At 52.4% G+C, this 26198-nt stretch carries 26 protein-coding genes and 1 pseudogene; 13 read left to right on the forward strand and 14 right to left on the reverse strand.

Annotated elements, in window-relative coordinates; genetic code table 11:
* Positions 1-11: 11 nt before the first annotated feature.
* Genes CJO09_RS12850 through CJO09_RS12870 form a run of 5 tightly spaced genes read left to right on the forward strand, consistent with a single transcriptional unit; the run spans position 12 to position 4140 of the window.
* Positions 12-521 carry an arsenate reductase ArsC gene (locus CJO09_RS12850; RefSeq protein WP_119442751.1) on the forward strand — a complete coding sequence of 170 codons (510 nt, stop codon included), beginning with the start codon at positions 12-14 and terminating at the stop codon, positions 519-521.
* A 43-nt stretch (positions 522-564) separates the two neighbouring features.
* Complete coding sequence (locus CJO09_RS12855) at positions 565-1728, forward strand: MlaE family ABC transporter permease (RefSeq protein WP_245961330.1); 1164 nt, start codon at positions 565-567, stop codon at positions 1726-1728.
* The gene (locus tag CJO09_RS12860) at positions 1722-2555 is read left to right on the forward strand and encodes an ABC transporter ATP-binding protein (protein ID WP_119442691.1); all 834 of its coding nucleotides are present in this window, start codon (positions 1722-1724) and stop codon (positions 2553-2555) included. Before CJO09_RS12855 ends, CJO09_RS12860 begins: the two co-directional genes overlap by 7 nt.
* Before the next feature lie 2 nt (positions 2556-2557).
* Positions 2558-3472, forward strand: coding sequence for an MlaD family protein (locus tag CJO09_RS12865; protein WP_119442692.1), 915 nt, complete (start codon positions 2558-2560; stop codon positions 3470-3472).
* The gene (locus CJO09_RS12870; RefSeq protein WP_119442693.1) at positions 3469-4140 is read left to right on the forward strand and encodes an ABC-type transport auxiliary lipoprotein family protein; all 672 of its coding nucleotides are present in this window, start codon (positions 3469-3471) and stop codon (positions 4138-4140) included. The genes CJO09_RS12865 and CJO09_RS12870 overlap by 4 nt, the downstream gene beginning before the upstream one ends.
* On the opposite strand, the gene CJO09_RS12875 is transcribed toward CJO09_RS12870, so the two are convergent.
* Complete coding sequence (locus CJO09_RS12875) at positions 4137-4982, reverse strand: response regulator transcription factor (RefSeq protein ID WP_147404926.1); 846 nt, start codon at positions 4980-4982, stop codon at positions 4137-4139. The two genes, CJO09_RS12870 and CJO09_RS12875, sit on opposite strands and share 4 nt — an antisense overlap.
* Positions 4983-5212: 230 nt before the next feature.
* Here CJO09_RS12875 and CJO09_RS12880 point away from each other — a divergent pair, with 230 nt between their 5' ends.
* Positions 5213-7606, forward strand: a complete 2394-nt coding sequence (locus CJO09_RS12880) for a phosphoketolase family protein (RefSeq protein WP_119442753.1) — start codon at positions 5213-5215, stop codon at positions 7604-7606.
* Entirely contained in the window at positions 7585-8766 is a 1182-nt protein-coding gene (locus CJO09_RS12885; protein WP_119442695.1) for an MFS transporter, read from the forward strand. The genes CJO09_RS12880 and CJO09_RS12885 overlap by 22 nt, the downstream gene beginning before the upstream one ends.
* Here CJO09_RS12885 and CJO09_RS12890 read toward each other — a convergent pair.
* From CJO09_RS12890 to cueR, 6 genes and pseudogenes are all read right to left on the reverse strand, one after another.
* Positions 8742-11009, reverse strand: a pseudogene (locus tag CJO09_RS12890) (heavy metal translocating P-type ATPase); the annotation flags it as partial. The gene CJO09_RS12885 and the pseudogene CJO09_RS12890 sit on opposite strands and share 25 nt — an antisense overlap.
* 60 nt (positions 11010-11069) lie before the next feature.
* Complete coding sequence (locus tag CJO09_RS12895; protein ID WP_119442697.1) at positions 11070-11204, reverse strand: DUF2474 domain-containing protein; 135 nt, start codon at positions 11202-11204, stop codon at positions 11070-11072.
* Positions 11205-11229: 25 nt separating this feature from the next.
* Positions 11230-12237, reverse strand: coding sequence for a cytochrome d ubiquinol oxidase subunit II (gene cydB, locus CJO09_RS12900; protein WP_119442698.1), 1008 nt, complete (start codon positions 12235-12237; stop codon positions 11230-11232).
* Positions 12237-13667 (reverse strand): cytochrome ubiquinol oxidase subunit I, encoded by a 1431-nt coding sequence (locus tag CJO09_RS12905; protein ID WP_119442699.1) that lies wholly within the window; start codon positions 13665-13667, stop codon positions 12237-12239. Before CJO09_RS12905 ends, cydB begins: the two co-directional genes overlap by 1 nt.
* Positions 13668-13755: 88 nt before the next feature.
* Positions 13756-14739, reverse strand: coding sequence for a glutathione S-transferase family protein (locus CJO09_RS12910; RefSeq protein WP_119442700.1), 984 nt, complete (start codon positions 14737-14739; stop codon positions 13756-13758).
* A gap of 11 nt (positions 14740-14750) precedes the next feature.
* On the reverse strand, positions 14751-15158 hold the full coding sequence (gene cueR / locus CJO09_RS12915) for a Cu(I)-responsive transcriptional regulator (protein ID WP_119442701.1): 408 nt from the start codon (positions 15156-15158) through the stop codon (positions 14751-14753).
* 91 nt (positions 15159-15249) lie between these two features.
* Between cueR and CJO09_RS12920 the strand changes: the two genes are divergently transcribed.
* Genes CJO09_RS12920 through CJO09_RS12930 form a run of 3 tightly spaced genes read left to right on the forward strand, consistent with a single transcriptional unit; the run spans position 15250 to position 16981 of the window.
* Positions 15250-15465, forward strand: coding sequence for a heavy-metal-associated domain-containing protein (locus CJO09_RS12920; RefSeq protein ID WP_245961332.1), 216 nt, complete (start codon positions 15250-15252; stop codon positions 15463-15465).
* Positions 15462-16163, forward strand: a complete 702-nt coding sequence (locus CJO09_RS12925) for a glutathione binding-like protein (protein ID WP_119442703.1) — start codon at positions 15462-15464, stop codon at positions 16161-16163. Before CJO09_RS12920 ends, CJO09_RS12925 begins: the two co-directional genes overlap by 4 nt.
* 11 nt (positions 16164-16174) lie before the next feature.
* Positions 16175-16981 (forward strand): RsiV family protein, encoded by an 807-nt coding sequence (locus tag CJO09_RS12930; protein ID WP_119442704.1) that lies wholly within the window; start codon positions 16175-16177, stop codon positions 16979-16981.
* On the opposite strand, the gene CJO09_RS12935 is transcribed toward CJO09_RS12930, so the two are convergent.
* The 5 genes from CJO09_RS12935 to CJO09_RS12955 form a co-directional block, all read right to left on the reverse strand.
* Positions 16978-17565 (reverse strand): IMPACT family protein, encoded by a 588-nt coding sequence (locus CJO09_RS12935; RefSeq protein WP_119442705.1) that lies wholly within the window; start codon positions 17563-17565, stop codon positions 16978-16980. The genes CJO09_RS12930 and CJO09_RS12935 overlap by 4 nt on opposite strands.
* A gap of 5 nt (positions 17566-17570) precedes the next feature.
* Positions 17571-19172: an ABC-F family ATPase gene (locus tag CJO09_RS12940; RefSeq protein ID WP_119442706.1), complete on the reverse strand. Its 1602-nt coding sequence runs from the start codon at positions 19170-19172 to the stop codon at positions 17571-17573.
* 96 nt (positions 19173-19268) lie between these two features.
* Positions 19269-20177 (reverse strand): LD-carboxypeptidase, encoded by a 909-nt coding sequence (locus CJO09_RS12945; protein WP_119442707.1) that lies wholly within the window; start codon positions 20175-20177, stop codon positions 19269-19271.
* Positions 20178-20182: 5 nt separating this feature from the next.
* Positions 20183-20704, reverse strand: coding sequence for a tRNA adenosine(34) deaminase TadA (gene tadA, locus CJO09_RS12950; protein ID WP_245961333.1), 522 nt, complete (start codon positions 20702-20704; stop codon positions 20183-20185).
* A 12-nt stretch (positions 20705-20716) separates the two neighbouring features.
* Complete coding sequence (locus tag CJO09_RS12955) at positions 20717-21565, reverse strand: HAD family hydrolase (RefSeq protein ID WP_119442708.1); 849 nt, start codon at positions 21563-21565, stop codon at positions 20717-20719.
* A 95-nt stretch (positions 21566-21660) separates the two neighbouring features.
* Here CJO09_RS12955 and CJO09_RS12960 point away from each other — a divergent pair, with 95 nt between their 5' ends.
* A complete protein-coding gene (locus CJO09_RS12960; RefSeq protein ID WP_119442709.1) occupies positions 21661-22491 on the forward strand; it encodes a universal stress protein in 831 nt (276 codons plus the stop codon).
* Between the two features lie 4 nt (positions 22492-22495).
* Here the strand turns inward: CJO09_RS12960 and CJO09_RS12965 are convergent, their stop codons facing one another.
* Positions 22496-23983 carry an NAD(P)H-hydrate dehydratase gene (locus CJO09_RS12965; protein ID WP_119442710.1) on the reverse strand — a complete coding sequence of 496 codons (1488 nt, stop codon included), beginning with the start codon at positions 23981-23983 and terminating at the stop codon, positions 22496-22498.
* Between the two features lie 38 nt (positions 23984-24021).
* On the opposite strand from CJO09_RS12965, the gene CJO09_RS12970 reads away from it, so the two are divergent.
* Together CJO09_RS12970 and CJO09_RS12975 are read left to right on the forward strand one after the other, a co-directional pair.
* Entirely contained in the window at positions 24022-24948 is a 927-nt protein-coding gene (locus CJO09_RS12970) for an ABC transporter ATP-binding protein (RefSeq protein ID WP_119442711.1), read from the forward strand.
* Positions 24945-25706: an ABC transporter permease gene (locus tag CJO09_RS12975; RefSeq protein WP_119442712.1), complete on the forward strand. Its 762-nt coding sequence runs from the start codon at positions 24945-24947 to the stop codon at positions 25704-25706. Before CJO09_RS12970 ends, CJO09_RS12975 begins: the two co-directional genes overlap by 4 nt.
* A 3-nt stretch (positions 25707-25709) precedes the next feature.
* Here CJO09_RS12975 and CJO09_RS12980 read toward each other — a convergent pair whose 3' ends face one another.
* Positions 25710-26192 carry a YajQ family cyclic di-GMP-binding protein gene (locus tag CJO09_RS12980; RefSeq protein ID WP_119442713.1) on the reverse strand — a complete coding sequence of 161 codons (483 nt, stop codon included), beginning with the start codon at positions 26190-26192 and terminating at the stop codon, positions 25710-25712.
* Positions 26193-26198: the final 6 nt, after the last annotated feature.

Consider the following 26198-nt stretch of genomic DNA (forward strand, 5'->3'; position numbering starts at 1 on the left):
AAGGTCAGTATATGAGTGATAAAGTCTACAACGTGCTGTTTTTATGCACCCACAACTCTGCCAGGAGCATTATGGCAGAAGCGTTGTTGAACACGATTGGGCGTGGTCGTTTCCGCGCCTACAGTGCAGGTAGCCAGCCCGGCGGCAAAGTGAATCCATTTGCCATTGAAAAAGCATCGGCCATCGGTTACCCAATTGGGAATTTGCGCAGTAAAAGCTGGGACGAGTTCGCGCTGCCGAATGCCCCGCAAATGGATTTTATTATTACCGTCTGCGATAACGCCGCCGGCGAGGTTTGTCCTATTTGGCCGGGCCAACCTATTTCCGCGCACTGGGGGTTTGCAGACCCCGCGTCTGTTGTTGGTAGTGATGACGTTAAACGTGCTGCTTTTGACAAAATATTTCGACAGATTTCCACGCGTATCTCGATTTTTGCTAACATGCCTCTCGAAAAGCTTGAAAAAGCAGCAATCCATCGCGAGCTGAAAATTATTGGTGAAAACCCCGTTTCTCCGGCGTAAAACGTCGTGGCCGGAGGGGTGAAATGGCGCAGCATACTTAACCTTGACGGCCTTTAACGAATTTCTGCATTGGCGTTCCGATGGGCAAACACTGTTTGTGCAGGTTGCCGGTTCCTGGACGCTTGAGCATTACGGAACGCTAGCCAAAATACGTAATTTGCAGCAGGAAGATACGGGCGGCTCGCTGGTGCCGGTATTTGCCGGGCCGATAGAAATTGATCTAAGCGACCTCAAGGCTTTGGATACGGCAGGCGCGCAACGTTTATACGAATTGTTGGGCCCGGCGCTGGAAACATCGTTAGAGTCACACACTACCCTTCCTTCGGAACGTATTGCGCTGATCCGCACAGTTATTAACGCAATAAAACAAGCGCCCGCGTCAGAGCGCGCAATGAAGCCGCCATCCCCCTTACTGGAAATCCTTGGACGGATGGGCCAGGCTGTTGCCGAAGCGGGTAAACAAGCATGGTTGCTTCTGGGGTTTATCGGTCTGACATTGCAGGCGCTGTCTTACAACGCATTCCGTCCACGGCGCTGGCGTCTTACCTCCGTGATTTGGCACATCGAACATACGGGTTTTAACGCCGTTCCAATTATTGCGTTACTGACATTCATGGTGGGCGCGGTAGTGGCGTTTTTGGGCGCGACCATTTTGAAAGGGTTCGGTGCGTCGATTTACACCATTAATCTGGTGGCTTTTTCTTTTCTGCGAGAGTTTGCCGTCCTTCTTACGGCCATCCTCATGGCCGGTCGAACCGCCAGCGCCTTTACCGCGCAAATCGGCTCGATGAAGTCCAACGAAGAACTGGATGCCCTTCGCATGACTGGGCTGAACCCAATTGAATTACTGGTATTGCCCCGCATCCTGGCTTTGTTGGTCGCCCTGCCCTTGCTGACCTTTGTCGGCATGGTGTCGGGTATTGCCGGCGGAATGATGGTGTGCGCTTTATCGATGGATATTTCGCCGTCGATGTTTCTAACCATCATGAGCCGGGATATTGATTTGCGCCATTTTCTGTTGGGTATGGCGAAAGCGCCTTTTTTCGCCTACCTGATTGCCATTATCGGCTGTCTGGAAGGCTTAAAGGTGAAAGGCAGCGCTCAATCCATCGGGCAACACACCACCTCCGCCGTGGTGCAGTCTATTTTTGTGGTGATTCTGGTTGATGCGTTGGCGGCAATTTTCTTTATGGAAATGGGATGGTAGACGCCCGGTTTTCAAACGCTGACACCGTTGTACAAGTGCGTGATGTTCGCAACCAATTTGGGTCGCACATTGTGCACGACCATTTGAGTCTGGATGTGTATCAAGGGGAAATTCTGGGCGTTGTTGGAGGCTCAGGCTCGGGCAAATCGGTTTTACTAAGAACCATTGTCGGCCTGCAAAAACCCAGGGCCGGGCAAGTGTTGTTGCGTGGTAATGACGTATACAACCACTCCAACTTGAAAGCTCAAACGCAGAATAACTCCGCAATGGATATAGAAACGCGCCGTCGTTTTGGCGTGTTATTTCAGCGGGGTGCTTTGTTTTCTTCGCTTACGGTGCTTGAAAATATTGCCTTGCCATTAATTGAGCACGCAAAGCTTAGCCGGGACCTCGCCGAGCATATTGCCCAAATGAAGCTGGGGCTGGTGGGCTTACCTGGGCATGCGGGTCAGTTATATCCCGCGTCGTTGTCGGGTGGGATGATCAAGCGGGCCGCTTTGGCGCGTGCTCTGGCGCTTGATCCAGACATTCTGTTTCTTGATGAGCCCACAGCAGGCCTGGACCCCATCGGCGCGGGTGCGTTTGACCAACTTATTCGCACCCTGCGCGATGCGCTGGGTTTAACGGTTTTTCTAGTCACGCATGATCTTGATACGCTTTACACCCTATGTGATCGAGTGGCGGTTATTTCACAAAAAAAAGTGCTGGTAGCTGATACATTGGGCGTTGTCGCCGAGGTCGATGACGCCTGGATTCAGGAGTATTTTCACGGCCCACGTGGCCGTGCGGCCCTCGCTGCCACAGAGCAAACAAAAGGACACGCATAAACATGGAACCCCGCGCACACCACGTGCTGATTGGTATTTTTACGGTTGTTGTGATTGCGCTGGGATTACTGACCGCGCTTTGGTTCGGGAAATATGACCGCCGCTCTGACGCGGCACTTTACACCGTTGTTTTCAAGGATCCGGTTCGAGGCTTGTCGACAGGCAGCTCGGTTCAGTTCAACGGAATTCGAGTAGGCGAAATCACCGATTTGTATTTGGACCCCAGCGACGTCGCAAACGTCAAAGCCACGATTTCGATTCGCTCAGATATACCCGTGCGCGAAAACACGCAGGCGCAATTATCCATTGTGGGTATTACGGGCATGGCCGTGATTGCTTTGACATCGGGTTCGGGCGACGCGCCGCTACTGACTGCGCCACAGGGCGAACCCTATCCGGTTATTGTGGCCCGCCCCTCCCCCATTGCTCAAATATTTCGTAACGGTGATGCCGCACTCAGCGGCCTCACCGAGCTCATTCAGAACGCCAACACTTTATTGTCGGCGCAGAATGTGCAAGCATTTTCAAATACGTTGACACACCTCGAGGCTGCGTCCGCCCGCCTGGCTGAGCAAGACATCGGTGTGCTGATTGGTCAATTAACCAACGCCGCCCAATCGGCAGCAACAACGCTTGAAAATATCGATACGCTGGTTTCAAAAGAAGGTCGGCAAATGATGCAGAATGCTTCGCAAGTTATGTCGACTCTTGAACGCACGGTTGTCCGGCTGGACACTCTGATTAAAACCAACCAGCAGCCGCTAAGTGACGGTATGGAGGGATTTGCCCAACTGGGCCCCGCGTTGCAGGAGTTGCAAAGTACGCTGGCCACGTTGCGTTTAACGTTACGGCGTCTGGATGACAACCCAGCGGCTTATTTATTTGGGCGTGAACCTTTACAAGAGATTAACCCATGAACCTTGTTTATTGTTTTAAACGTTCGTTCACTTTTTTTTGCGTTGCCGCAAATGGGTTTGCCCGATGGGTGGCGGCGGGGGTATTTGCCGTCGTATCGCTGGCCGGCTGCTCAATTTTGCCGGAATCCACTCCACAACGCGTGTATCAATTACCAGGTGCACTTGTGCCTTCGGCACAAGCAGATATGCCCGCTATCACCGCGCCCTCACTGCGGGTCTTAACGCCCTCAAGTCCGTTGATCTTGGCTTCCAATCGCATTTTGGTCATGAGCAACCCTAATGAATTGGCCGCTTTCAAAGGCGTAAGATGGTCTGATCCCATGCCTCAGCTTTTTCAACGCAGGCTGGTGAGCTACTTACGTGAATCAAATAATTGGCGCGTTGTGACAACGGACGGCACACCGCTGACGGGTGATTACCAGCTCATTTTAAGCCTGGCCCAATTTCACGCCGTTAGAATGCCTGGGCAAAAGCCCAGGGTCGAAATTCGTGTTGATGCAATACTCAGTGATCGTGAAAAAAATAAAGCGGTTGCCAGCCACACGTTCATGGAAACGGCTTTCGCCGAAAGCGAGGCTTTCGACGCGTTATTAAACGCTTATGGTGAAGCGGGGAATGCTTTAGCCGGAAATATCAGTGCATGGGCCTACCAACAAACTCAGTTTTAACGTACCCGCACTGAAGGTGTATCAGGCCCTGACTCAGCCTCGGAGTTCATATTGTTGCCGTTAGCGGAGTTTGAAGTCGGTTCCCAATTCAGGCTGGCACCTTTGGATCTCGCAAGATAAACCGCCTGATTCCGATTGTGCGCACCCAGGCGCTGATAAACGCTTTCGGTATGTGCCTTGGTCGTTCCGAGTGAAATATCCAAAATGCGCGCCACCGACTTCAATGCGTGGCCACGCGACAACAATACCAAAACTTCGTATTGACGCCGCGTCAGGCCAAGCAGTTCGGACTCCTTCGCAACAGCCGCACTCGGTGCTACCGATGAACGCAGAGCAACCGTATTGGAGTGAGCTGCCGAGGCGGCCTTGGGAGCCGGCGACGGTGAAACCATTGAAGTGCCTAATCCCGAATGACTGCCATCGATGTGCGTATTGGATAAAGAGTGGTTATCCTGCGCCCCAACTGAACCGACGTTCTGATCCCAGGGGAAACACGTGTGCCCGCTTAACACGCGCCGTACGCTGTCGACGAAAACCTCGGCCGGCGCGGCCTGATCAATAAAACCTGATACTTGCCGGGGCAAAGCACTGATCGCCGAATAGTCTGGCGTGCTTTCGCTTAGTAAAACCACTTTTTGCGGCAGGAAAGCGCGTAAGCCGGCCGTAACCAGTGATGTGAGCCGCTCGGGCGAAGCAATGGAAATGAGTAACAGGTCAATTGACTGAGCGGGATCGGGATATCGGTCGAGATCGTGATAGGAAAAGCCCATTAGGCGAACGTTGGGAACCACGTCGGCCAAAATTTGTATCACGCCGGCCCGAAGCAAGGTGTTGCGGGACACCACGGCGATGGTAGTGATGAGAAACTCCTTTACGCCTTTGTTCTGGCTACGATAACGTTGATGGGCGGATAATTAAAACTATGTATGCAAAAGTAAAATTCAGTTTCAAATATCATAAAGAAATGTGAATATGATGGCAATACTGTGTTACCCGTCATCTGCTATGGGTGCACTTTTTTTCCCGCACTTTAATTCATAAGGGGACAGTCATGGGCGACCCAGAAAATTCCATGGCACATACAAAAACACACGATAACAGTCTTGCGCCAAGCGAAATTCGTCGAATAGACGCCTTTTGGCGCGCTTGCAATTATCTTTGCGCAGGAATGATCTATTTACGGGATAACCCTTTACTGCGGGAACCGTTGCAACCAGACCACATAAAAAAGCGATTATTGGGTCATTGGGGCTCGAGTCCCGGACAAACTTTTATTTGGGCGCATCTGAACAGAGTTATTCAACTGAATGAACTCAATATGATTTATCTGTCGGGGCCAGGGCATGGTGCACCGGCGGTACTTGCGAATGCCTATCTTGAGGGGAGCTTTAGTGCCATTCACCCCGAGGTATCGCTTAACGCAAGCGGTATGTTGGAACTCTTCCGTTCATTTTCGTTTCCGGGGAAATTGGGCAGCCATTGCACGCCGGAAATTCCTGGGTCGATTCATGAAGGCGGAGAGTTGGGCTATGTGCTGTCTCATGCATTTGGTGCAGCCTTTGATAATCCCGACCTTATTGTTACCGCAGTGGTTGGCGATGGTGAGGCGGAAACCGGTCCGCTTGCCACGGCCTGGCACAGCAATAAGTTTTTGAATCCCATCCGTGATGGCGCCGTTTTGCCTATTTTGCATCTGAACGGATACAAAATTGCCAATCCCACTATTCTTGCCCGCATTGGTAACGACGAGCTTACCCATTTAATGAAGGGGTACGGCTGGACACCGTTCTTTGTTGAAGGTGACGACCCGGTTGAAATGCATAAAAAAATGGCCGGCGTGCTAGACCAATGCATTGCAGCCATAAGAAAAATTCAACACCACGCAAAAGCAACAAACTCCCCGCAACGCGCGATATGGCCAATGATCGTCTTGCGCACGCCAAAAGGCTGGACGGGCCCCGATACGTTCAATCATCATCAAATTGAAGGGACATGGCGTTCGCACCAAGTGCCACTGGCCGATGTGCGCCAAGATCCAGCACAGTTAAAACTGCTCGAAGACTGGATGCGAAGCTATGATCCCGCCTCATTGTTCGACAGTAACGGGGCTTTGTTACCAGCGATGCAAGCAGCAATGCCCCCACCCGCCCTGCGCATGAGTGCAAACATGCATGCCAATGGCGGGCGATTGCGGATGCCACTATTCATGCCGGACTTTAAGGAATATGGCGTTACAGTCGATCGCCCCGCCGTCATGCGTGTTTCACCTACCGCTGTTCTGGCCGCTTTCCTGCGCGACATCATGCAACGTAACCCTAATAACTTTCGTTTGTTCAGCCCGGATGAGAATGCTTCGAACAAACTTGATGGGGTTTATGAAGTAACCGGAAAAACGTGGCTGGCAGATCGATATGCCTCAGATGACGATGGTGGCCATTTGTGCGCCGACGGTCGTGTCATGGAAATGCTCAGTGAACATACTTTGGAAGGCTGGCTCGAGGGCTATCTTTTAACCGGGCGACACGGCCTGTTCAACACCTATGAAGCCTTCGCCCATATTGTTGACTCCATGGTCAGTCAGCACGCGAAGTGGTTGGACAAATCACGTTTGGAAGCGCGCTGGCGCGCACCCATTTCTTCGTTGAACATCCTTTTGTCGTCATTGGTGTGGCGCCAGGATCATAACGGTTTTACGCATCAAGACCCGGGGTTTCTCGACGTGATAAGCAATAAAAGCGGTGACGTTACGCGAATTTATTTGCCGCCCGACGCCAACTGTCTGCTAAGTGTGGCAGATCACTGCCTGCGCAGTGTGAACTACGTTAATGTCATCGTGGCCGACAAACAACCTCATTTGTCTTACTTAGGCATTGAAGAAGCGGCAACACATTGCGCCAAAGGCATTGGCATCTGGCCGTGGGCAAGCAGCGATGAAGGCCGGGAACCTGACGTCGTCATCGCCTGTGCGGGGGATATTGTGACTGCGGAGGCGTTGGCTGCGGTTGCCTTGCTGCGAACCCATGTTCCCGATCTGAAAATCAGATTTGTGAATGTGGTCGATTTATATCGCTTGCCACCCGACACCGATCATCCGCATGGCATGACCCATTCAGATTTCGATGCTCTTTTTACACGTAACAAACCGGTTATTTTCAGCTTTCACGGTTATCCCTGGTTAATTCATCGCTTCATTTATCGCCGGCATAATCATGCCAATTTCCACGTGCGTGGCTATCGCGAAAAAGGCAACATTAATACACCGCTGGAATTGGCTATCATGAATCAGATAGACCGCTATCATCTGGCTATGGATGTGCTGAACTACGTACCACGCTTGCAGAATCAAACTTCACACTTTAAAGAGTGGCTTAAAGGGTGCCTGATCGATAGCGTAAACTACGCGCACACAGAAGGAACCGATCGGCCCGAAATATCAGGCTGGACATGGCCGGAGCGCAAAGTTTGAGTACATTTTTGGTTTGGTTGATGGCGACCGCCATTGGGGGAGCGGTAGCCAGTAATTATTATGCTCAACCCCTGCTGGATTCGATTGCAACAGAATATAGCGTCTCGTATGGCGCGGTTGGCATTATCGTTACCGTCGCACAAATTGGTTACGGTATCGGTTTGTTATTGCTGGTTCCATTAGGCGATAAATTTGAGAAACGCAATCTCATTTGCATCATGACTCTGATTTCAGCCTCGGGGTTGCTCATTAGCGGCCTGTCACCCTCTTTACCATTTCTTTTATTGGGTACGGGCATCACCGCCCTGTTTTCCGTCGTCACCCAGCTACTGATTCCTTTCGGTGCTCAGTTGGCACGCCCCGAAATGCGCGGCCGTATCGTCGGCGTGCTCATGAGCGGCTTGTTAATGGGCATCCTGCTTGGGCGTAGTGTCTCGGGCGGCTTATCTGCGTTTGGAAGCTGGCGAATTGTCTATTTTGTTGCCGCGGTATTCATGAGCCTGGTTGCGTTGCTGCTGTGGAAGTTATTGCCGCAACATCGCAACGAGAAGCAGGTTTCGTACGCTGAACTATTACTATCGGTGGGGCGACTTTTCGCCCAAGAGCCGGTTTTACGGTCTCGTTCCGTGATGGGCGCATTGTCGTTTGGTTTGTTTGCCTTGTTTTGGACACCACTTTCTTTCCTGCTCAGCGCCCCACCCTACGAATATTCCAATGCCGTTATTGGTTTATTTGGTTTAACCGGCGCGGCCGGCGCAATTTCGGCGGGCTGGGCAGGCCGCCTGGCCGATAAAGGAAGGTCGAATTTAGCTGTTATCCTGGGTTTGGTCATTATGCTGGGCTCATGGATTCCCCTTGGTTTTTCTCCTGTCTCCGTTATTGCGTTAGTTGTAGGTGTTATTTTTCTTGATTTTGCCGTGCAGTTGGTACATGTAAGCAATATGAACACAATTATTAAATTGCACCCTGAACAACGCAGCCGACTGAACGCCGGCTATATGACGGCTTACTTCGTCGGTGGGGCAAGCGGTTCGTTCATCGCCGCGCATATTTATGAAGATTACGGCTGGTTGGGCATCACCTTAACCGGATTCGGCCTATCGCTATTAGCGCTAACGCTTGGCCTGAACGGTCTTCATCGGGAAAAGCGCAGCGCCTGAAAACGGCGCAAGCGCAACGCATTCGACACTACAAATACGCTCGACAAAGCCATTGCGCCTGCTGCAAATACAGGGGAAAGCAAGATACCATAGGCCGGGTACAATACCCCCGCCGCCACGGGCACCAACGCAGCGTTATAGACAAAAGCCCAGAACAAGTTTTGCCGGATATTACGCATCGTGGCCTTGGAAAGTGCGATGGCATCGGGTACACCCATCAAATCGCCCGACATCAATACGACATCGGCTGCTTCCATGGCAACATCTGTGCCGGTCCCAATAGCAATCCCAACCTGCGCCTGGGCCAAGGCCGGTGCGTCGTTAATGCCGTCGCCAACGAACGCTACTGAACCATACTGCTCAAAAAGACGGCTGACAGCGTGAACCTTGCCGTCGGGTAAAACTTCCGCCACCACCTCGTCAATACTCAACTGGCGGGCAATTGCCTCAGCCGTGCGCTGGTTGTCGCCGGTAATCATGGCAACTTTCAACCCTAGCTGATGTAAAGCCGCAATGGCTTGCACAGTGTTCTCTTTCAAAGGATCGGCAACGGCGATAATGGCCGCCAAACGGCCATCTATTGAGGCATACATGGGTGTTTTACCCTCATTACCCAGTTTTTGCGCCGTCTCATTGAAAATACTCACATCCAACCCAAGCTTCTGCATGAAGCGATCGGCACCCACCGCCACCTTCATACCATTGGCTTGTGCCTGAACGCCATAGCCCGTCACGGATTCAAATTCCGTCAAATCGGGTAAGGACAATGACTTGTTCTTTGCTGCAGTGACAATAGCCTGCGCAATAGGGTGTTCTGAGCGCGATTCAACCGCCGCTACAAGGGCCAATACGTTTTCTTCGTTGAACTCATCTGCCACTACCAGGTCCGTTAAAACAGGTTTTCCCTGGGTCAGCGTGCCGGTTTTGTCCACCGCCACAACTTTCACGTCACGCAGCAGTTGCAATGCCTCGCCTTTACGAAACAACACACCAATTTGGGCGCCGCGCCCCGTTCCCACCATAATTGACGTTGGCGTAGCCAGGCCCATTGCGCACGGGCAGGCAATAATTAAAACCGCTACTGCATTCACCACAGCAAACGTAAGCGCCGGGCTGGGACCCCAAACGAACCAGATAACAAAAGTGAGCATGGCAATGCCCATGACGACAGGCACAAACCATAAATTGACGCGATCAACCAGCGCCTGAATGGGCAATTTTGCACCTTGCGCCTGCTGCACCATATGAATAATTTGTGCCAGTACGGTGTCTTTTCCAACGCTGACAGCCTGTACGCGTAATGCACCGGTCTGGTTCACCGTCCCCCCAACAACCTGAGTGTCGATGGATTTTTCAACCGGTACGGGCTCCCCGCTAATCATCGATTCATCAACAAAGCTATGCCCGTCTAGTACTTTGCCATCCACCGGAATACGTTCACCCGGGCGAATTTCCAGGGTGTCCCCCACCTGGACTTGGTCAATTGGTAGATCGGTAATGGTTCCGTTGCGCACAACCCGTGCGGTTTTGGCTTGCAAGCCCATTAAGTGTCGAATCGCCTGGGACGTGTTGCCTTTGGCGCGAGCCTCAAGGAAGCGTCCAAGTAAAATCAGCGTAACAATAACCGCCGCCGCTTCGAAATAAACGTTCACCGTTCCATCAGGTAACAGCGAAGGCATAAATGTGGCCACCACGGAATAAAGATAGGCTGCGGCCGTACCAACAGCCACCAATGAATTCATATCGGGTGCGGCCTTAAGCAAAGCCGGCACGCCTAATAGATAAAAATGACGACCCGGCCCAACCAACACGGCGGTTGTAAGCACAAACTGAAGGAGCCAGCTATTTTGCGTGCCGATGGTGTTTGCGACCCAGTGGTGAAACGCCGGCACCAAATGTGCCCCCATTTCCAGAATGAATACCGGCAAGGTGAGCAATAAAGCAACCCACAGTTGCATGCGCAAGTGCGCCACTTCCGCCTGCTGCCGATCTGCCAAATGATCGTCCCCTCCTTCCGACACGACCGCGGCCTGATAGCCCACTTTTTGAATCGCCTGAATGGCTTGCTGAACCAATGACGCATCGGTTACGTCGATTTCGGCCCGTTCCGTTGCCAAATTAACATTCGCCTGTTCGACTCCGGGTAGTTTTTTCAGGACACGTTCAACACGACCCACGCACGAAGCACAAGTCATGCCCTGCACGGACAAGCTGATATGACTGGATTTCATGGGAAACCTCGCAACAAACCAATAGAAGAGATTTGACCAGAATAAACCTTCCCATTGTGACAAGGTCAAGCGTCAGGTTGTCATACCGATACTGCTCATAATCCAACGCAGAACCAAAGCGAAAACCGTTAACGCCGCAACCCCGCCGAACCACAACGCCACCAGCCACCCCAACCGTTTAAGCCATGGTTTACGCGCGTCTGACATCTTTATTCATTCCGGACTGATAACGTTAGTGATAACCATCGCCTGGCCTTACTTTGCCCCGAAAAACATAATACGACCATGCCGTATACATAAGAATAAGTGGAATAATAAGCAACGCTCCCACAAGCGCAAAACCTTGGCTTTGCGGTGGCGCGGCCGCATCCCAAATGGTGATGTCAGGCGGGATGATGTATGGCCAAACGCTGATACCCAGACCGCTATAACCCAGAAATACCAGGCACAAGGTGAGCAGAAAAGGCCCTGCATGAGGCTGTTGCCCCAGTTGCCGCCAAGTAGCCCACGTCGCCAGCAAAACCAGAACCGGAACCGGCATGAAGTAAAACAGGTTGGGCACAGCGAACCATCGATCGGCGATTTCGGGATGGCTAAGCGGTGTCCAGAGGCTGATTAGGCCAATGACCGCCAACACGGTAAGCAGGAGTGGCCGCGCAACGCGAATCATGTTTTCCTGCAACTTGCCGTCTGTTTTGAAAATCAGCCAGGTGCATCCCAGAAGCGCATAGGCAATAACCAGGCCGATTCCGGTAAATACGCTAAATGGTTTCAGCCATTCAAGTGCACCACCGGAATACGTGCGCTCAACCACGTGAACACCATCAATAAAACCACCCAACGTGACGCCTTGGAAAAAAGCCGCACATATCGACCCGGCAATAAAACCTTTGTCCCACCAGTGCCTTCTTCTTTCAGATGCCTTGAATCGGAACTCAAACGCCACGCCACGAAAAACCAGCCCTAAAAGCATGAATATCAGTGGCAACATGAAGGCATCAAGAATGACTGAATACGCCAGTGGAAACGCCGCCAGCAAGCCTGCCCCGCCCAAAACCAGCCAGGTTTCGTTGCCGTCCCAAACCGGTGCCACCGTATTCATCATGACATCGCGATCGGTTTTGTCTGGAAAAAACGGAAACAAGATGCCGATACCGAGATCGAAACCATCAAGCACCACATACATGAAAACGCCAAACAGAATAATAATGGCCCACAACAAAGGTAAGTCGATACCCATTACTGGTCTCCGAAATGTGTGGAACGGTCATGCATCGCCGCCGATATCGGGCGCCGTGCGGTGGCAACCGGTTCTCCCGGCGACCCGGCGTCAGACGGCTCAGGCTTGGGTTCGTAGGGCTGCGGCCCTTTTGCAATGAGCTTTAACATGTACACAATGCCCGCGCCGAACACGAAAAAATACACCACTACAAAAAGCGCCAACGTCACGCCAAGTTCAATGGCCCCGTGAGGTGATACCGCGTCGGCCGTTCTCATGACGTTATAAACAACCCATGGCTGACGCCCTGTTTCCGTCGTGAACCAGCCCGCAAGAATGGCAATCAACCCGGCCGGCCCCATGACAAGAGCGGCCTTATGCAAACGGGATGACTCGTACAGGCGCCCTCTCCATCGCGCCCAGTTCGCCCACACCGCCAAGGCGATCATCAGTAGCCCCAGGCCGACCATTACCCGGAAGGACCAGAACACAATCGGCACGAAAGGACGGTCTTCAGGAGGAAACTCTTTAAGGCTTTTGAACTGACCTTCCCATGAATGAGTAAGAATCAAACTCCCCAGGTGTGGAATCTCGAGAGCGAAACGATTGCGCTCCTCCTCCATATCGGGCCAGCCGAACACAACCAGCGGCACGCCTTCACCCGGCTTGTTCTCCCAATGCCCTTCAATAGCGGCCAGCTTGGCCGGCTGGTGCTCAAGCGTATTTAAACCGTGTTGATCACCGACCAGTGCCTGGATGGGCGCCACCAGCAAAAGCATGCCCATCGCCATGGAAAACATTTTCTTCACCGCCGCCGATTTGTTACCTTTCAGAAAGTGCCAGGCTGCCGAGGCGCCGACAAACAACGCAGTTGCAAGAAATGCGGCCAGCACCATGTGCGTGAGGCGATAGGGAAATGAAGGGTTGAAAATGACTGCCAGCCAGTCTACGGGAATGACACGGCCATCAACAATTTCATAACCGGCCGGCGTTTGCATCCAACTGTTGGAAGCAAGAATCCAGGTTGAGGAAATTAAGGTGCCCAGCGCCACCATAATAGTGGAGAAAAAATGCAGGCCAGGCCCGACGCGGTTCCAGCCGAACAGCATGACACCCAGAAACCCGGCCTCCAGGAAGAAAGCCGTAAGCACCTCGTAAGCCAACAACGGACCGGTAATACTTCCGGCAAAGTCGGAGAAAAAGCTCCAGTTTGTGCCGAACTGATACGCCATAACCAGGCCCGACACGACACCCATCCCGAAATTAACCGAGAAGATTTTGATCCAGAAGTGGTAGAGATCGCGATACAGCGGGTTGCGGGTTTTCAGCCACAGCCCTTCCAATACCGCTAAATAGCTGGCCAGGCCAATGGTAATGGCGGGAAAGATAATGTGAAAAGATATCGTGAAAGCAAATTGAATCCGGGCCAGCAATAACGCATCGATATCCATCTCACACTCCAGGTTCCATCAAATAGCGGGCTTCACTTTAACCCATTTTAGCGGTGCCTTTATACCTTAACGTACCTGACAAATGCCGTTACACCGAAGGCGGTTCGCGATGATGCGGTGTCGTGAAGTCGATGTCCGGCCCTTTTGGAACCACGCCGGTGGGATTAACGGTGGCGTGACTCTGGTAATAATGGTTTTTTATGTGTTTGAAATCAACGGTTTCGGCAACCCCGTGCCACTGATAGAGCTCACGCGTAAAGCCCCACAAATTGGGCATGTCGACAATACGCTTCAAATTACATTTGAAATGTCCGTGGTAAACAGGGTCGAAACGTACCAGTGTGGTAAACAACCGCCAGTCGGCTTCGGTGATGCGATCACCCGTTAAATAACGCTGTCTCGACAAACGCAGCTCAAGCGACTCAAGCGCATCGAACAATTCCGTGACAGCCTCGTCGTAGGCATCTTGGGTGGTGGCAAACCCCGACCGATAGACACCATTGTTCACACTGTTGTATACCAACTCGTTAACCGCATTGATTTCCTGATGCAGATCAACTGGATAGTAATCCCCTTCCTTCGCACCAATATCATCGAATGCTGAATTGAACATACGGATGATTTCAGAGGACTCATTACTGACAATAACTTTCCTTTCTTTATCCCAAAGAATGGGAATGGTGACCCGTCCGGTATAGTCGGGCTGCGTTAACGTATATAACTGATGCACGTAATCGCAATGATTAACCGTATCCGGCACAACGCCCTCACCCGGTTCGAACGACCAACCTTGGCGCCCCATGAAAAAGTGCACAATCGAAATGTCGATCATGTTTTCCAGGCCCTTGAGCTTGCGGAAGATCAGCGTGCGATGCGCCCAAGGGCACGCCAGCGAGACATATAAATGGTAACGCCCGGGTTCGGCTTTGAAGCCGCCCTCACCTGTTGGACCGGCAGCGCCATCGGCGGTCACCCAATTGCGAAACTGCGCCTCAGTGCGAATAAACCGCCCGCCGGTTTTTTTGGTGTCATACCAATCGTCGTGCCACTTACCATCAACTAGTAAACCCATTTTTTCTCCTGTTATTGCTTAATTTGTGCAGGCGGTTGTGCCAAATCTTCAAGAATGGGACATTCGGGTGAGTCGTCTCCGCCGCAACATTGGGCCAACCGCTCCAACTCGTTGCGAATGGAAACCAAACGCGCGATGTCAGTGTCTAATTCCCGAATATACCCCTGCGCCAGTGCTTTTACGTCTTCGCTGCGACGATTGCGGTTACGCCAGAGCTCAAGTAGTGTTTGAATTCGCTCAAGCGAGAACCCCAAATCGCGCGCTCGGCGAATAAAAATAAGTGTCTGAACATCAGTGGGACCGTACCGCCGGTACCCCGAATCGGATCGGTCCGGGGGTTGAAGCAAACCCACTTGCTCGTAGTAGCGAATCATTTTTGCACTGATGCCCGATTGCTTTGCCGCCGCGCCGATGTTCATTGCTTGACCTTCCCACCGTGGGAACGATTAGATTAAAGTATGCTAATGCTAACAAATGCCTTCGGGCAACGCTGTAAAGGAGTTTAAAACCATGCAATTTAATGTTCAGGACATGACCTGCGGCCATTGTGTCGCCGCCATCACTCAAGCGGTGGAAAGCGCCTTTCCACAGGCTAAGGTATCGATTAACCTGGAGCAGCATCGGGTGGTTGTCGACAATGTCGACGACATCGCTGCAGTGCAGAAAATTATTGAAGAGGAAGGCTATACGCCGATTCCTGCCGAACAGTTGAAGAGAGAAATATGATTGATTTGTACTACTGGACCACCCCTAACGGGCATAAAATTACACTTTTCCTTGAAGAAACCGGCTTGGAATATAAACTGATCCCTATCAATATCGGTAAAGGCGATCAATTCAAACCCGAATTTTTGAGCATTGCACCGAATAATCGCATTCCGGCCATTGTCGACCAGGCGCCTGCCGATGGGGGCAATCCTATTTCCATCTTCGAATCGGGTGCAATTTTGCAGTATTTGGCCGAAAAAACAGGCCGGTTTTTGCCCGCCGATTTACGGGGTCGCACTGAAACGGTGCAATGGCTTCATTGGCAAATGGGTGGCTTGGGCCCGATGGCGGGACAAAATCACCATTTCAATCAATATGCGCCCGAAAAAATCGCGTATGCCATTGACCGCTATGTACGTGAAACTGCGCGTTTATATGGTGTCTTGAACAAACGGCTGGCCGATCGCGAGTTTATTGCCGGGAACGAGTACACCATTGCGGATATGGCCAGTTACCCGTGGATTGTTTCTCACCCCAAACAACAACAGAATCTCGATGACTTTCCCCACCTTAAACGCTGGTTCAACAACATTGCCGAACGGCCGGCAACCAAACGTGCTTATGCACGCGCTGCCGAAGTGAACAGTCAACCTACGGTACACGACGAAGAGGCACGCAAGCTACTGTTCGGCCAAGGTGCTCATACTGTCAAATAAAGTTGCAGCTTATGAAAGGCTTTTTCTCTCGAATTCATCCGGCGTCTGCCATTCTGGCCTGCCTCATGCTGGCAGGTTGTGCCTCGTCGCCTTCGAACATCTCTTTAATTCCGGCCGACAAGGTGGCCTCGCAAACGGAAAAGGAAGGCTTGTTCACGCAACCGGTTGAGTGGGAAAAAACCCGGCCGGGTTGCGAAGGTGAGTGCCCGACAATAACGGTCAAATCCCTGGTTTTTCCAGGGGTACCCGTGTTAACAGACTTGGTTGACCATGCCCTGGCCATGATGACGGGGGTGAATGCGCAGCGAGCGCCCGGCTATACCACCATTGCAGGGTTCGAGTCTTATTTCTGGCAAACAGCCGGTCCGCGCGATGAGGTGATTCTGAATGCCAAAACCCGTTACAGGAACCGCTATCTGACTGTTATTGAACTGGATAGCTGGCAATATTTAACCGGCGCCGCACATGGCATTGCGGCTACGCAGTTTTTAAACTGGGATAATGGCAGCCGGAAAGTACTGGGCATTCGCAATGTATTACAGCCAAATCAATACGAAGCGTATCTAGAAGCGCTACGTCGGGCGCATCAGCGCTGGCTGGAAACTCAGCCTGCCGCTCGCGAAAAACCCGCTGAATATAACCGTTTATGGCCGTTTCAACCCAGCGACAACTACGCCTTTACTGATACCGGTTTGGTCGTCAAATACGACTCGTATGCCATAGCGCCCTATTCATCCGGGCAGCCCGAATTGCTTATTCCATACAGTGAACTGCGCGGTGTTTTGCGCCCGGAATTTATACCGGCTGAAACAGCTTAAGAAAGGTCAAGGATTTGGCCCTTGCCTTTTGTCCAGTCAGTGAGTTGGGTGCAAAAATCGTCGCATTGCGCCTCAGGCACACGCAATTGCCAAACAACGCCGTGCGCGTCAAATTGCTCAGACTCTATATGCGCGCTGAACTGCCCCAATCGCCCTCGAATCAGGGCCATATCGGAAAAAGGGCACCAACAAGACAACGTGCGGGTTGGCACCCAGGGGGTTTTGGCCGCCAGCCTTAAGCACTGCCCTGCTGCACCACCATAAGCCCGTGCCAAGCCTCCCGTACCCAATTTAATGCCGCCAAACCAGCGTACGACCAAAACAACCGCATAATCAATTTCATGGCCTTCAATGGCTTGTAAAATAGGGCGCCCTGCGGTACCGCCCGGCTCACCATCATCATGAAAGCGATAATTTTGCCCGATGCGCCAAGCCCAGCAATGATGATTCGCGTCGGGATAAACATGTTGTGCAATAAAGCTTTGGGCTGCCTCGGTATCATTTACCGGTGCGGCAAAAGCCAGAAACCGGCTTTTGCGTACCTCCTCTTCAAATGAGTGAGCCTGGATAAGGACAAACGTCACCCGTGTTACTCCTCGATACCCCGCACGCTCAGAAAGTCATCGTAATTGCCCGCGTAATCCACCACCTCGCCATCCGCTTGAATTTCCCAGATACGCGTGGCCAGGCCCGACACAAACTGACGGTCGTGCGAAACGAAAATGAGCGTACCTTTATACAATTCCAAGGCATACTGAAGCGACTCGATCGACTCCATATCCAGGTGATTAGTGGGCTCGTCGAGCAGCAATACATTATGGCGCCCCAACATCAGGCGGCCGAATGTCATGCGATTCTTTTCACCCCCCGACAACACTTTCACCGGCTTTACGATGTCGTCGGCCGAAAACAGCAAACGCCCCAGCACAGAACGAATGGCTTGGTCGTCATCGCCGGGCTCGCGGTAATCTGTCATCCAGTCGAACACTTTTTTGTCAGTCTGAAACTGGTCTGATACGTCTTGGGCCATATAGCCGCAGTCGGCGTTTTCCGACCATTTGATACTGCCCTGATCAGGCGCCAGGTCATCGGCGAGCATACGCAGCAGCGTTGTCTTACCCACCCCGTTCGCCCCAATAATGGCGATTTTTTCACCCGCCTCCACCATGGCGGAAAAGGACTTAATGACTGGATGGTCGTATGTTTTGCTAACCCGCTCGGCGGTTACGGCCAAACGATGCATCACCTTCTTTTGTTCGAAACGAATATACGGGTTTTGACGCGAAGAAGGCTTGACTTCGATAGTATCGGCCTTGATTCGGTCGATTTGCTTCAGACGGGAAGTAGCCTGCCGTGACTTGGATTTATTGGCGGCAAAGCGGCGTACAAAGTCCTGCAATTCCGCTACGCGTTCCTTGGCTTTAGCGTTCGCCGTTACGGTCCGCTCACGCGCCTGAGCCGAAGCCAGCATGTAATCATCGTAATTGCCCGGATACACTCGCAACTCGCCGTAATCAAGGTCGGCCATGTGAGAACACACCGCATTTAGAAAATGGCGGTCGTGGCTAATGATGATCATAGTGCTTTGATAACCATTCAGCACATTTTCCAGCCAGCGAATCGTGTTGATATCCAGGTTATTGGTGGGCTCGTCGAGCAACAACACGTCGGGGTTGGAAAACAACGCTTGGGCCAACAAAACACGCAATTTCCAGCCAGGCGCGATTTCGCGCATAGGCAGGTTATGTTGCTCAACTGGAATTTCCAGTCCCAGCAATAGTTCTCCGGCGCGGGCCTCTGCGGTATAGCCGTCATATTCGGCGAATTTGGCTTCCAGCTCAGCCGCGCGCATGTAATCATCTTCAGTGGCGTCGGGGTTGGCGTAAATGGCATCGCGCTCGCTCATGACGCGCCACATTTCAACGTGGCCCATCAACACCACGTCGAGCACACGACTGTCTTCAAAGGCGAATTGATCCTGGCGCAATTTCCCAAGCCGGGTGCCCGGCTCCAACGACACATTGCCCGATGACGGTTCCAGGTCGCCGCCCAGAATCTTCATCAGTGTCGACTTGCCTGAACCATTGGCACCAATCAAGCCGTAACGGTTGCCTTCACCAAACTTGGCGTTGACGTTTTCAAATAAAGGCTTGGGGCCAAACTGAATTGTTAAGTTAGCGGTGGTAATCACAGAAAATACCGGCTCTATAAAAAAATAGGCGCCACTTTTCAAAGCAGCGCACAAAAGGGTGAATGACGTTAACCCGTTAGTTTAACAAGTTCCGTTTTAATGTTCTTCCAACACCAAATAGGCCATGCCGTCTTCAGTGGCAATGCCCACTTTACGCCCCACCGGCAGCGTTGCTTTTACTGCCACGTGGCCGTAGGGCAATCCGGTAACAACCGGTACTTTGACGGTGTTTCGTAACCAGGCCACTACCGAAGGCAAGTCGAAACCGTTATCCAATGGGCCCAGTTTGTAATCGGTAAATTGCCCCAGCACAATGGCCTTTTGACGCGCCAGAATCCCCGCCTGCCACAATTGCGCCAACATACGCTCGATACGATAGGGGTGTTCGGCCACGTCTTCAAGAAATAAAATACCGCCTTTAACCTTGGGCATGAATGGTGTGCCCACCAACGAGGCCACCATGGCTAAATTGCCACCCCATAAAACGCCGCGCGCGTCCACCGGGTCGGCATCAGGCGCTTCGAAACTCAAAATTTCCAGTTCACGGCTTAACGCCTCAGTGAACAGGGCGGCAGTTAAGTCGTTTATCTTTTTTCCGCCAAAATCATGAAATGCCATGGGGCCGGAAAAGCTGGTCGCACCGGTTTTTGCCAAAAGCGCCAGATTAAACAAGGTGAAATCACTTAAACCCACAAAAGTTTTACCGCTATCGGCCACGGCACGCCAATCGATTGCCGGAAGGATTCGACTTAAACCATAACCTCCCCGAGTTGCCATGACGACCGGCTGTTTTTGTTTTGTAGCGCGGTTAATGGCGGCCAATCGCTGCGTGTCGGTGCCGGCGAAACGCTCATGCACAGCCAAGGCGGCGCGATCGACTGTCGTGCGGAACCCCATTGACTTCAAATGTGCCCGAGCACGGTCCAGCGCCTCAGCATCCGGCACCACCCCGGACGGGGAAAACAAGTATATGCCCTTGGGCGCGGCTTCCTGATGGTGACCCATACTGCTTACCTCTTCAGTTGTTCACGCTGCGCACGAGCCTGGGCCCGCCTGTCGCGAAAGAAATCGGATAATAACGCACCACACGCGTCAGCCATGACACCTCCCCGCACCTGGGTATGATGATTCAACTGCTTAAAAGTAGAAATATCCAGCACGCTGCCGCATGCCCCCGTTTTGGGGTCGGATGCACCAAAAATCACCTCGGCCACCCTGGCATGCATTAAAGCGCCCATGCACATCACACACGGTTCAAGCGTTACATATACACGTAGCCCCGGCAAACGGTAGTTTTCCTGTTCCGTTGCGGCCTCGCGCAAGGCGACGATTTCAGCGTGGGCAGTGGGGTCGTGGTTAATAATGGTGCGGTTATGCCCTGCTCCCAACACACGACCTTGTTCATCGAGCACCACCGCCCCAACGGGAATTTCGCCCAGTTCAATCGCCCGTTTGGCCTGATCGAGCGCCAGTGCCATCGCAGCCGCGTCGCGCGCCGCTAAAGCTGTTCCAAGGGGAGCAGATTCAGTCATGCTGATATTGCCTTAGCCGACATACATACGCGACTGCAGCGCAATTCGACCGGCCAGGCTTTCAACCGCCTCTTCCAGCCATTGATACAGCTCGGCGTCTTCGTCGTAACGCGCCTGATTCAGGTTCGAGACCCGCCCTTCCTGAATAAACCCCCAGGCCCGGCTGCGCTTCTCGCGGTGGGCGCGGTCCCACACCCCGAACGCGACGCCACCGGCCTGGCGTACAAGTGAGAAACACGGCACATCGGTGTAGCCGTCGCCGATAAAAATCATTTGTTGAAAAGGCACGCGCAGTTTGTCGGACTCTACCTTGCGATTAACTTCGAAAGGTTTATTACGCGACGAGGCGCCGATAATACCTTTCTGAATATGAAACAAATAACGTGTTTTATCGGTAAAACTAACCACCCGGCGGGGAAAGTCGATTCCGCCATCGGCGCCATATTTGAATTCCGATGCCCAAATATCGGTAAATTCTTTCGCAATGGAGGTATGACGCACGACATCGCCTATACCACTGGAAATCAGATAAAACTCCAGTTGTACTTGCGGATGATCTTTGCGGACATGCCGACGCAAACGCTCGAACAGGGTTTCCACCCCTTGATGCAAAGGCAATCGGGCGCCCCACTCCTGCAACCGCTCCCGGGTAATTAAGCCGTACTCACGCGAGCGCGAAAGCGCAATCATTTCATGCAAATACGCGGGAATCGGATCCCAATCGTGCTCATTTAGCAACGGCCCCACTTTTTCAGACCAGAATTGCCCGGCATCGACACCGATATCGTTTAAAAACCCGGTGGTACTGTCCGGGGCAAGGGTGTCGTCGAAATCGAACACGAGGGCAATGACATCGGACATATCGGCTCTTTAAGAATATCTTGCGTTAAATCAAATAGTCGGCTTGGTGATCTTACTAGAATGAAAGAGACACCATACGTTATTAGGGGAAAATTATGCTGGGACGCATTGCTATTGATCTTACCAAAGATGGAAATCACATACGCCGACTGGACACTACCCTGCGTCTGGCCAAAAAACATGAAGCCGAGGTTGTGGGGGTGTACCCTCGGCCTGAACCGACAGAATATTTGCGTGGCAATAATTTAATGCCGCCTGAGGTGTCTAAAATGGTTAGCAGCCAATTGGCTGAGGAACGCACGGAGATGCATGAGCTCTTCAAAAAGCGTACTCAAGAAGCAGGAGTCAAGGCCACTTGGCGTGAGCCGCAAGGCTTCGCTGAAGAAGTACTGGCGATTCATGCACGCTATTGCGATTTACTGGTTATGAGCCAAAGTGAAAAACAGACCGCATCTATGCGCTCCAGCCCGGCCGAAACAGTTATTACCACTGCCGGGCGACCCATACTGATGGTGCCCTTTATTGGTGAAATCAACCCCGTTGGTAAACGTATTCTGTTTTGCTGGGACCGGGGACGGCGCGCAGCCCGCGCGTTGGCCGATGCCGGCCCGATTCTGCAACAAGCCAAAGACTTGGTCGTTCTTACCATTGACGAGAACCGCGAATTGGCCAAAAAACAAGATCTGCACGATGACGACTTCAATGCTTATTGCGCGACTCGAGGCTATCCGCAACCCAAATTCATCAGGCAGATCAGTGATCACACCAGCATCGGCACACTGATCTTGAACGACGCAACTGACCAAGGTTGCGATATGGTGGTAATGGGTGCTTACAACCGTAGTCGCACACGCGAGTGGGTATTAGGCGGCACCTCGAGAACGCTGCTCGATTCCATGACCGTCCCTATCTTGTTTTCTCATTAAGTCGTTAATTCACAGGCACCCGCCGCAGTACTTTTAGCGCTGCAGGAATTAAATGGATTAAATCATCGGCAACAAGACCGGGGCCATGTTGGCGAGCAGCCTCGCCGTGTAACCAACATGCAGCACACGCGGCATTAAACGGCGGCATTCCCTGGGCCATGAGGCCGGCAATCATGCCGGCCAAGACATCGCCCGCGCCACCTGTGGCCAGGTCAGGCGGCGCATTTGTATTCACAATCGCCCGGCCATCTGGATGCGCTATCACGGTATCGGCGCCTTTCAACAACACCACGGCACCCGACGTACGAGCCGCCATACGCGCACGCTCAAGCTTGCTGCCGCTTACATTGAAGACCCGGGCAAACTCCCCCTCGTGGGGTGTAAGCACACTCTTTTCTGATACGGCGGCGAACAACCGTTCCGGCTGCCCACTGAAACTGCTGATTGCGTCGGCATCCAGCACACAGGCACGCTGTTTCGCCAAAATTTGCAAAGTTTGATTCTGCGTGGTTTCACTGACCCCCAAACCCGGCCCAACGACGAACACGTTTTTTCGGGTATCCGCCAATAGCGACTCAAAGGAGTACTCATCACAAAAGCCTTCCACCATAATACTTTCCAGCGCAGTGGCGTAAACCGGCCATGCCGGCTCGGGCGCAGCCAGGGTAACCAACCCAGCACCCGCTCGTGCTGCAGCTCGCGCCGCTAAACGTGCTGCGCCGGTCATGCGATTGCCACCTACCACCAGCGCGTGTCCCCGACTGTACTTATGGCCTGTTAATTGCGGCCAGGGAAACGTCGCAGACCAAACGTCCGGACTATTTTCAGCTGTATGGCCTGCCAAACCGGGCAACACGGTATCAGGGATGCCGATTTGCGCCACAACTGTCGGGCCGCACAAAGCGCGCCCAGGAAACAGGACATGGCCCGGCTTTTTGCGAAAAAAGGTAATCGTTAACTGCGCCTGAAGTGCAGCACCCAAAACGGCGCCGTCTTCGCCATTTACCCCACTGGGCAGATCGACTGCGCAAACAGGAATATCCGAGTCATTCAGCGCCTGGATAAATGCTGCGGCATCGCCGCTTGGGGGCCGGGCCAGGCCGGCCCCAAACAAAGCGTCAATCACCAATCCTTCGCGAACGGTGTCCAACAATGCAGCCGACAATCGAACAACGGGCCGGCGCCATAAGCCCGCATGATGGGCCGCATCGGTTTGCTCAGAGGGCATGCGACCTTCCAGCGACGCTACGGTAACCGGCCACCCCCAATCGGCCAGGTAACGCGCGGCAACATAGCCGTCTCCGCCGTTATTACCCGGCCCGCATGCCACCAAAACCGGGCGTCGCGACCAACGACGGACAATTTCCCGTGCCACCGCGCGACCCGCATTATCCATTAATGCAGCACCAGGCACCCCGCTTGCGATCGCTGCCTTATCGGCCTGCCCCATTTCCTGAGGCGTAAGAAGCGCCGTTGAAAACATGTTGATCATGGTAGAGTTAAGCTCGCTGAACAAGACTTTATGATGCCATGAGTTCCGTTATATCGATACGCAATGTTTCGAAAACCTATGCGTCCGGTCACCGGGCCCTGAACAATATCAACCTGGATATCCAGCGCGGTGAAATTTTTGCGTTATTGGGTCCGAACGGCGCCGGCAAAACCACTTTAATCAGCATGATTTGCGGCCTGGTGAATTTGGACGAAGGCGAAATTGTCGTGGGTGGCCACGATATCAAGAAAGAATTTCGTGCTGCGCGCAGCCAAATCGGCCTGGTGCCCCAGGAGCTTACCGCCGAGGCATTTGAAAAAGTCTGGAATACGGTCATTTATAGCCGGGGACTATTTGGCAAAAGAGCCAACCCGGCGCATATTGAAAAAATACTGAAAGATTTGTCGCTATGGGAAAGGCGTGACAGTCGGTTACTGACCTTGTCCGGTGGCATGAAGCGCCGTGTGCTCATTGCCAAAGCGCTCTCGCACGAACCCCCTATCCTGTTTCTTGACGAGCCCACTGCCGGTGTTGATGTCACGCTGCGCAAAGGCATGTGGGATATCGTACGTAAACTACGTGATACGGGCGTCACAATTATTCTCACCACCCATTACATTGAAGAGGCCGAAGAAATGGCCGACCGGATCGGGGTCATTCGCCAGGGCGAACTGATTCTGGTGGAAGAAAAAGCGCGACTAATGCGTTCGTTGGGCAAAAAAGAACTTACCTTGCAATTGTCCCAACCTATACAGGAATTGCCGGCCACATTGGCCAATACCGGTTTAAAACTGTCCTCTGACGGCCGACGTTTAATGTATGCCTACCGCACCCAGGAAAACGACCAACATATAGCCGACCTGCTTCACCAGGTTCACCAGGCAAAGGTGGTTTATACCGACCTTCACACACGGCAAAGTTCGCTTGAGGATATCTTCGTTGATTTGGTACAGGAGCCGCAATGAACTGGTTGGCGATACGGGCAATTTACCTTTTTGAAATGAACCGCATCCGGCGTAACTTATCGCAGAGTGTGTTGGCGCCTATTATCTCAACGGTGTTGTATTTCGTCGTATTTGGCGCCGCCATTGGCAATCGTATTACAGAAATGGATGGGATTAGCTATGGCGCGTTTATTGTGCCCGGTCTCGTCATGTTAACGGTGCTAACCCAAAGTATTTCCAACGCCTCGTTTGCCATCTACTTCCCGCGCTTCACCGGCACCATATACGAGTTATTGTCGGCGCCGGTGTCGTACGCTGAAATTTTGCTGGGCTATGTGGGCGCCGCTGCCACCAAGTCGTTGGTATTGGCCACCATTATTATGATAACGGCCACATTTTTCGTGCCAATGAACATCCAACACCCCGTGTGGATGATTGTATTTTTGGTGCTAACCGCACTGACCTTCAGCCTGTTCGGTTTTATTATCGGGGTATGGGCCGATAGTTTTGAAAGCCTGCAAATCGTGCCGTTACTTATTGTGACACCGCTCGCCTTCCTGGGGGGCAGCTTTTACTCCATTCATATGCTGCCCCCTTTTTGGCACACTGTGTCGCTATTTAACCCGGTCGTTTATTTGGTCAGCGGTTTTCGCTGGAGTTTCTATGGTTCAGCCGATGTATCACCCAGCGTAAGCCTGGGCATGACATTTGTTATGCTGCTTGTTTGCCTGGGCATCGTGGCCTGGATATTCAAAACCGGTTATCGGTTGCGCAATTGAACTTTAATCACGAAAGTTGTTGAACTGCAGCGGTAAGTCGATATCTTGCTTGCGCAGCAAGGCCATTACGGCTTGAAGGTCGTCGCGTTTTTTGCTGCTGATGCGAAGTTTGTCGCCGTTAATTTGGCTTTCCACCTTTATTTTGCTGCCTTTAATGGCCGCGATCAACTTCTTGGCAGTAGCCTGTTCAATACCCTGACGCACGGTAATCTTTTGCCGCGCACCCGCCACGTTTTCCGCAACGTCGCCCAACTCCAGGCAACGCACATCAATGCTGCGAGCCGACATACGACCACGCAGGATGTCGAGCATCTGTTTAAGCTGAAATGAACTTGGCGCGGCCATGGTTACAACATATTCCTCCAGCTCAAACGTGGCGTTCGACCCTTTAAAATCAAAACGAGTAACCAATTCTCGATTGGCCTGATCAACCGCGTTCGACAATTCATGTTTATCGACTTCGGAAACAACGTCAAAAGATGGCATGGCGAA

Origin of the sequence: Neopusillimonas maritima (genome assembly GCF_003576595.1) — a bacterium.
GTDB lineage: Bacteria > Pseudomonadota > Gammaproteobacteria > Burkholderiales > Burkholderiaceae_B > Neopusillimonas > Neopusillimonas maritima.

Bases quoted from the DNA above. Each gene is read 5' to 3' on its own strand.
- CJO09_RS12905 (WP_119442699.1), bottom strand. From the start codon at position 13,667: ATGGATATCGATGCGTTATTGCTGGCCCGGATTCAATTTGCTTTCACG.
- CJO09_RS12960 (WP_119442709.1), top strand. From the start codon at position 21,661: ATGCTGGGACGCATTGCTATTGATCTTACCAAAGATGGAAATCACATA.
- CJO09_RS12885 (WP_119442695.1), top strand. From the start codon at position 7,585: ATGGCCGGAGCGCAAAGTTTGAGTACATTTTTGGTTTGGTTGATGGCG.
- CJO09_RS12980 (WP_119442713.1), bottom strand. From the start codon at position 26,192: ATGCCATCTTTTGACGTTGTTTCCGAAGTCGATAAACATGAATTGTCG.
- CJO09_RS12925 (WP_119442703.1), top strand. From the start codon at position 15,462: ATGATTGATTTGTACTACTGGACCACCCCTAACGGGCATAAAATTACA.
- CJO09_RS12920 (WP_245961332.1), top strand. From the start codon at position 15,250: ATGCAATTTAATGTTCAGGACATGACCTGCGGCCATTGTGTCGCCGCC.
- CJO09_RS12945 (WP_119442707.1), bottom strand. From the start codon at position 20,177: ATGGGTCACCATCAGGAAGCCGCGCCCAAGGGCATATACTTGTTTTCC.
- tadA (WP_245961333.1), bottom strand. From the start codon at position 20,704: ATGACTGAATCTGCTCCCCTTGGAACAGCTTTAGCGGCGCGCGACGCG.
- cydB (WP_119442698.1), bottom strand. From the start codon at position 12,237: ATGGGTATCGACTTACCTTTGTTGTGGGCCATTATTATTCTGTTTGGC.
- CJO09_RS12970 (WP_119442711.1), top strand. From the start codon at position 24,022: ATGAGTTCCGTTATATCGATACGCAATGTTTCGAAAACCTATGCGTCC.
- CJO09_RS12910 (WP_119442700.1), bottom strand. From the start codon at position 14,739: ATGGGTTTACTAGTTGATGGTAAGTGGCACGACGATTGGTATGACACC.
- cueR (WP_119442701.1), bottom strand. From the start codon at position 15,158: ATGAACATCGGCGCGGCGGCAAAGCAATCGGGCATCAGTGCAAAAATG.
- CJO09_RS12860 (WP_119442691.1), top strand. From the start codon at position 1,722: ATGGTAGACGCCCGGTTTTCAAACGCTGACACCGTTGTACAAGTGCGT.
- CJO09_RS12930 (WP_119442704.1), top strand. From the start codon at position 16,175: ATGAAAGGCTTTTTCTCTCGAATTCATCCGGCGTCTGCCATTCTGGCC.
- CJO09_RS12880 (WP_119442753.1), top strand. From the start codon at position 5,213: ATGGCACATACAAAAACACACGATAACAGTCTTGCGCCAAGCGAAATT.
- CJO09_RS12865 (WP_119442692.1), top strand. From the start codon at position 2,558: ATGGAACCCCGCGCACACCACGTGCTGATTGGTATTTTTACGGTTGTT.
- CJO09_RS12895 (WP_119442697.1), bottom strand. From the start codon at position 11,204: ATGTCAGACGCGCGTAAACCATGGCTTAAACGGTTGGGGTGGCTGGTG.
- CJO09_RS12870 (WP_119442693.1), top strand. From the start codon at position 3,469: ATGAACCTTGTTTATTGTTTTAAACGTTCGTTCACTTTTTTTTGCGTT.
- CJO09_RS12975 (WP_119442712.1), top strand. From the start codon at position 24,945: ATGAACTGGTTGGCGATACGGGCAATTTACCTTTTTGAAATGAACCGC.
- CJO09_RS12850 (WP_119442751.1), top strand. From the start codon at position 12: ATGAGTGATAAAGTCTACAACGTGCTGTTTTTATGCACCCACAACTCT.
- CJO09_RS12955 (WP_119442708.1), bottom strand. From the start codon at position 21,565: ATGTCCGATGTCATTGCCCTCGTGTTCGATTTCGACGACACCCTTGCC.
- CJO09_RS12965 (WP_119442710.1), bottom strand. From the start codon at position 23,983: ATGATCAACATGTTTTCAACGGCGCTTCTTACGCCTCAGGAAATGGGG.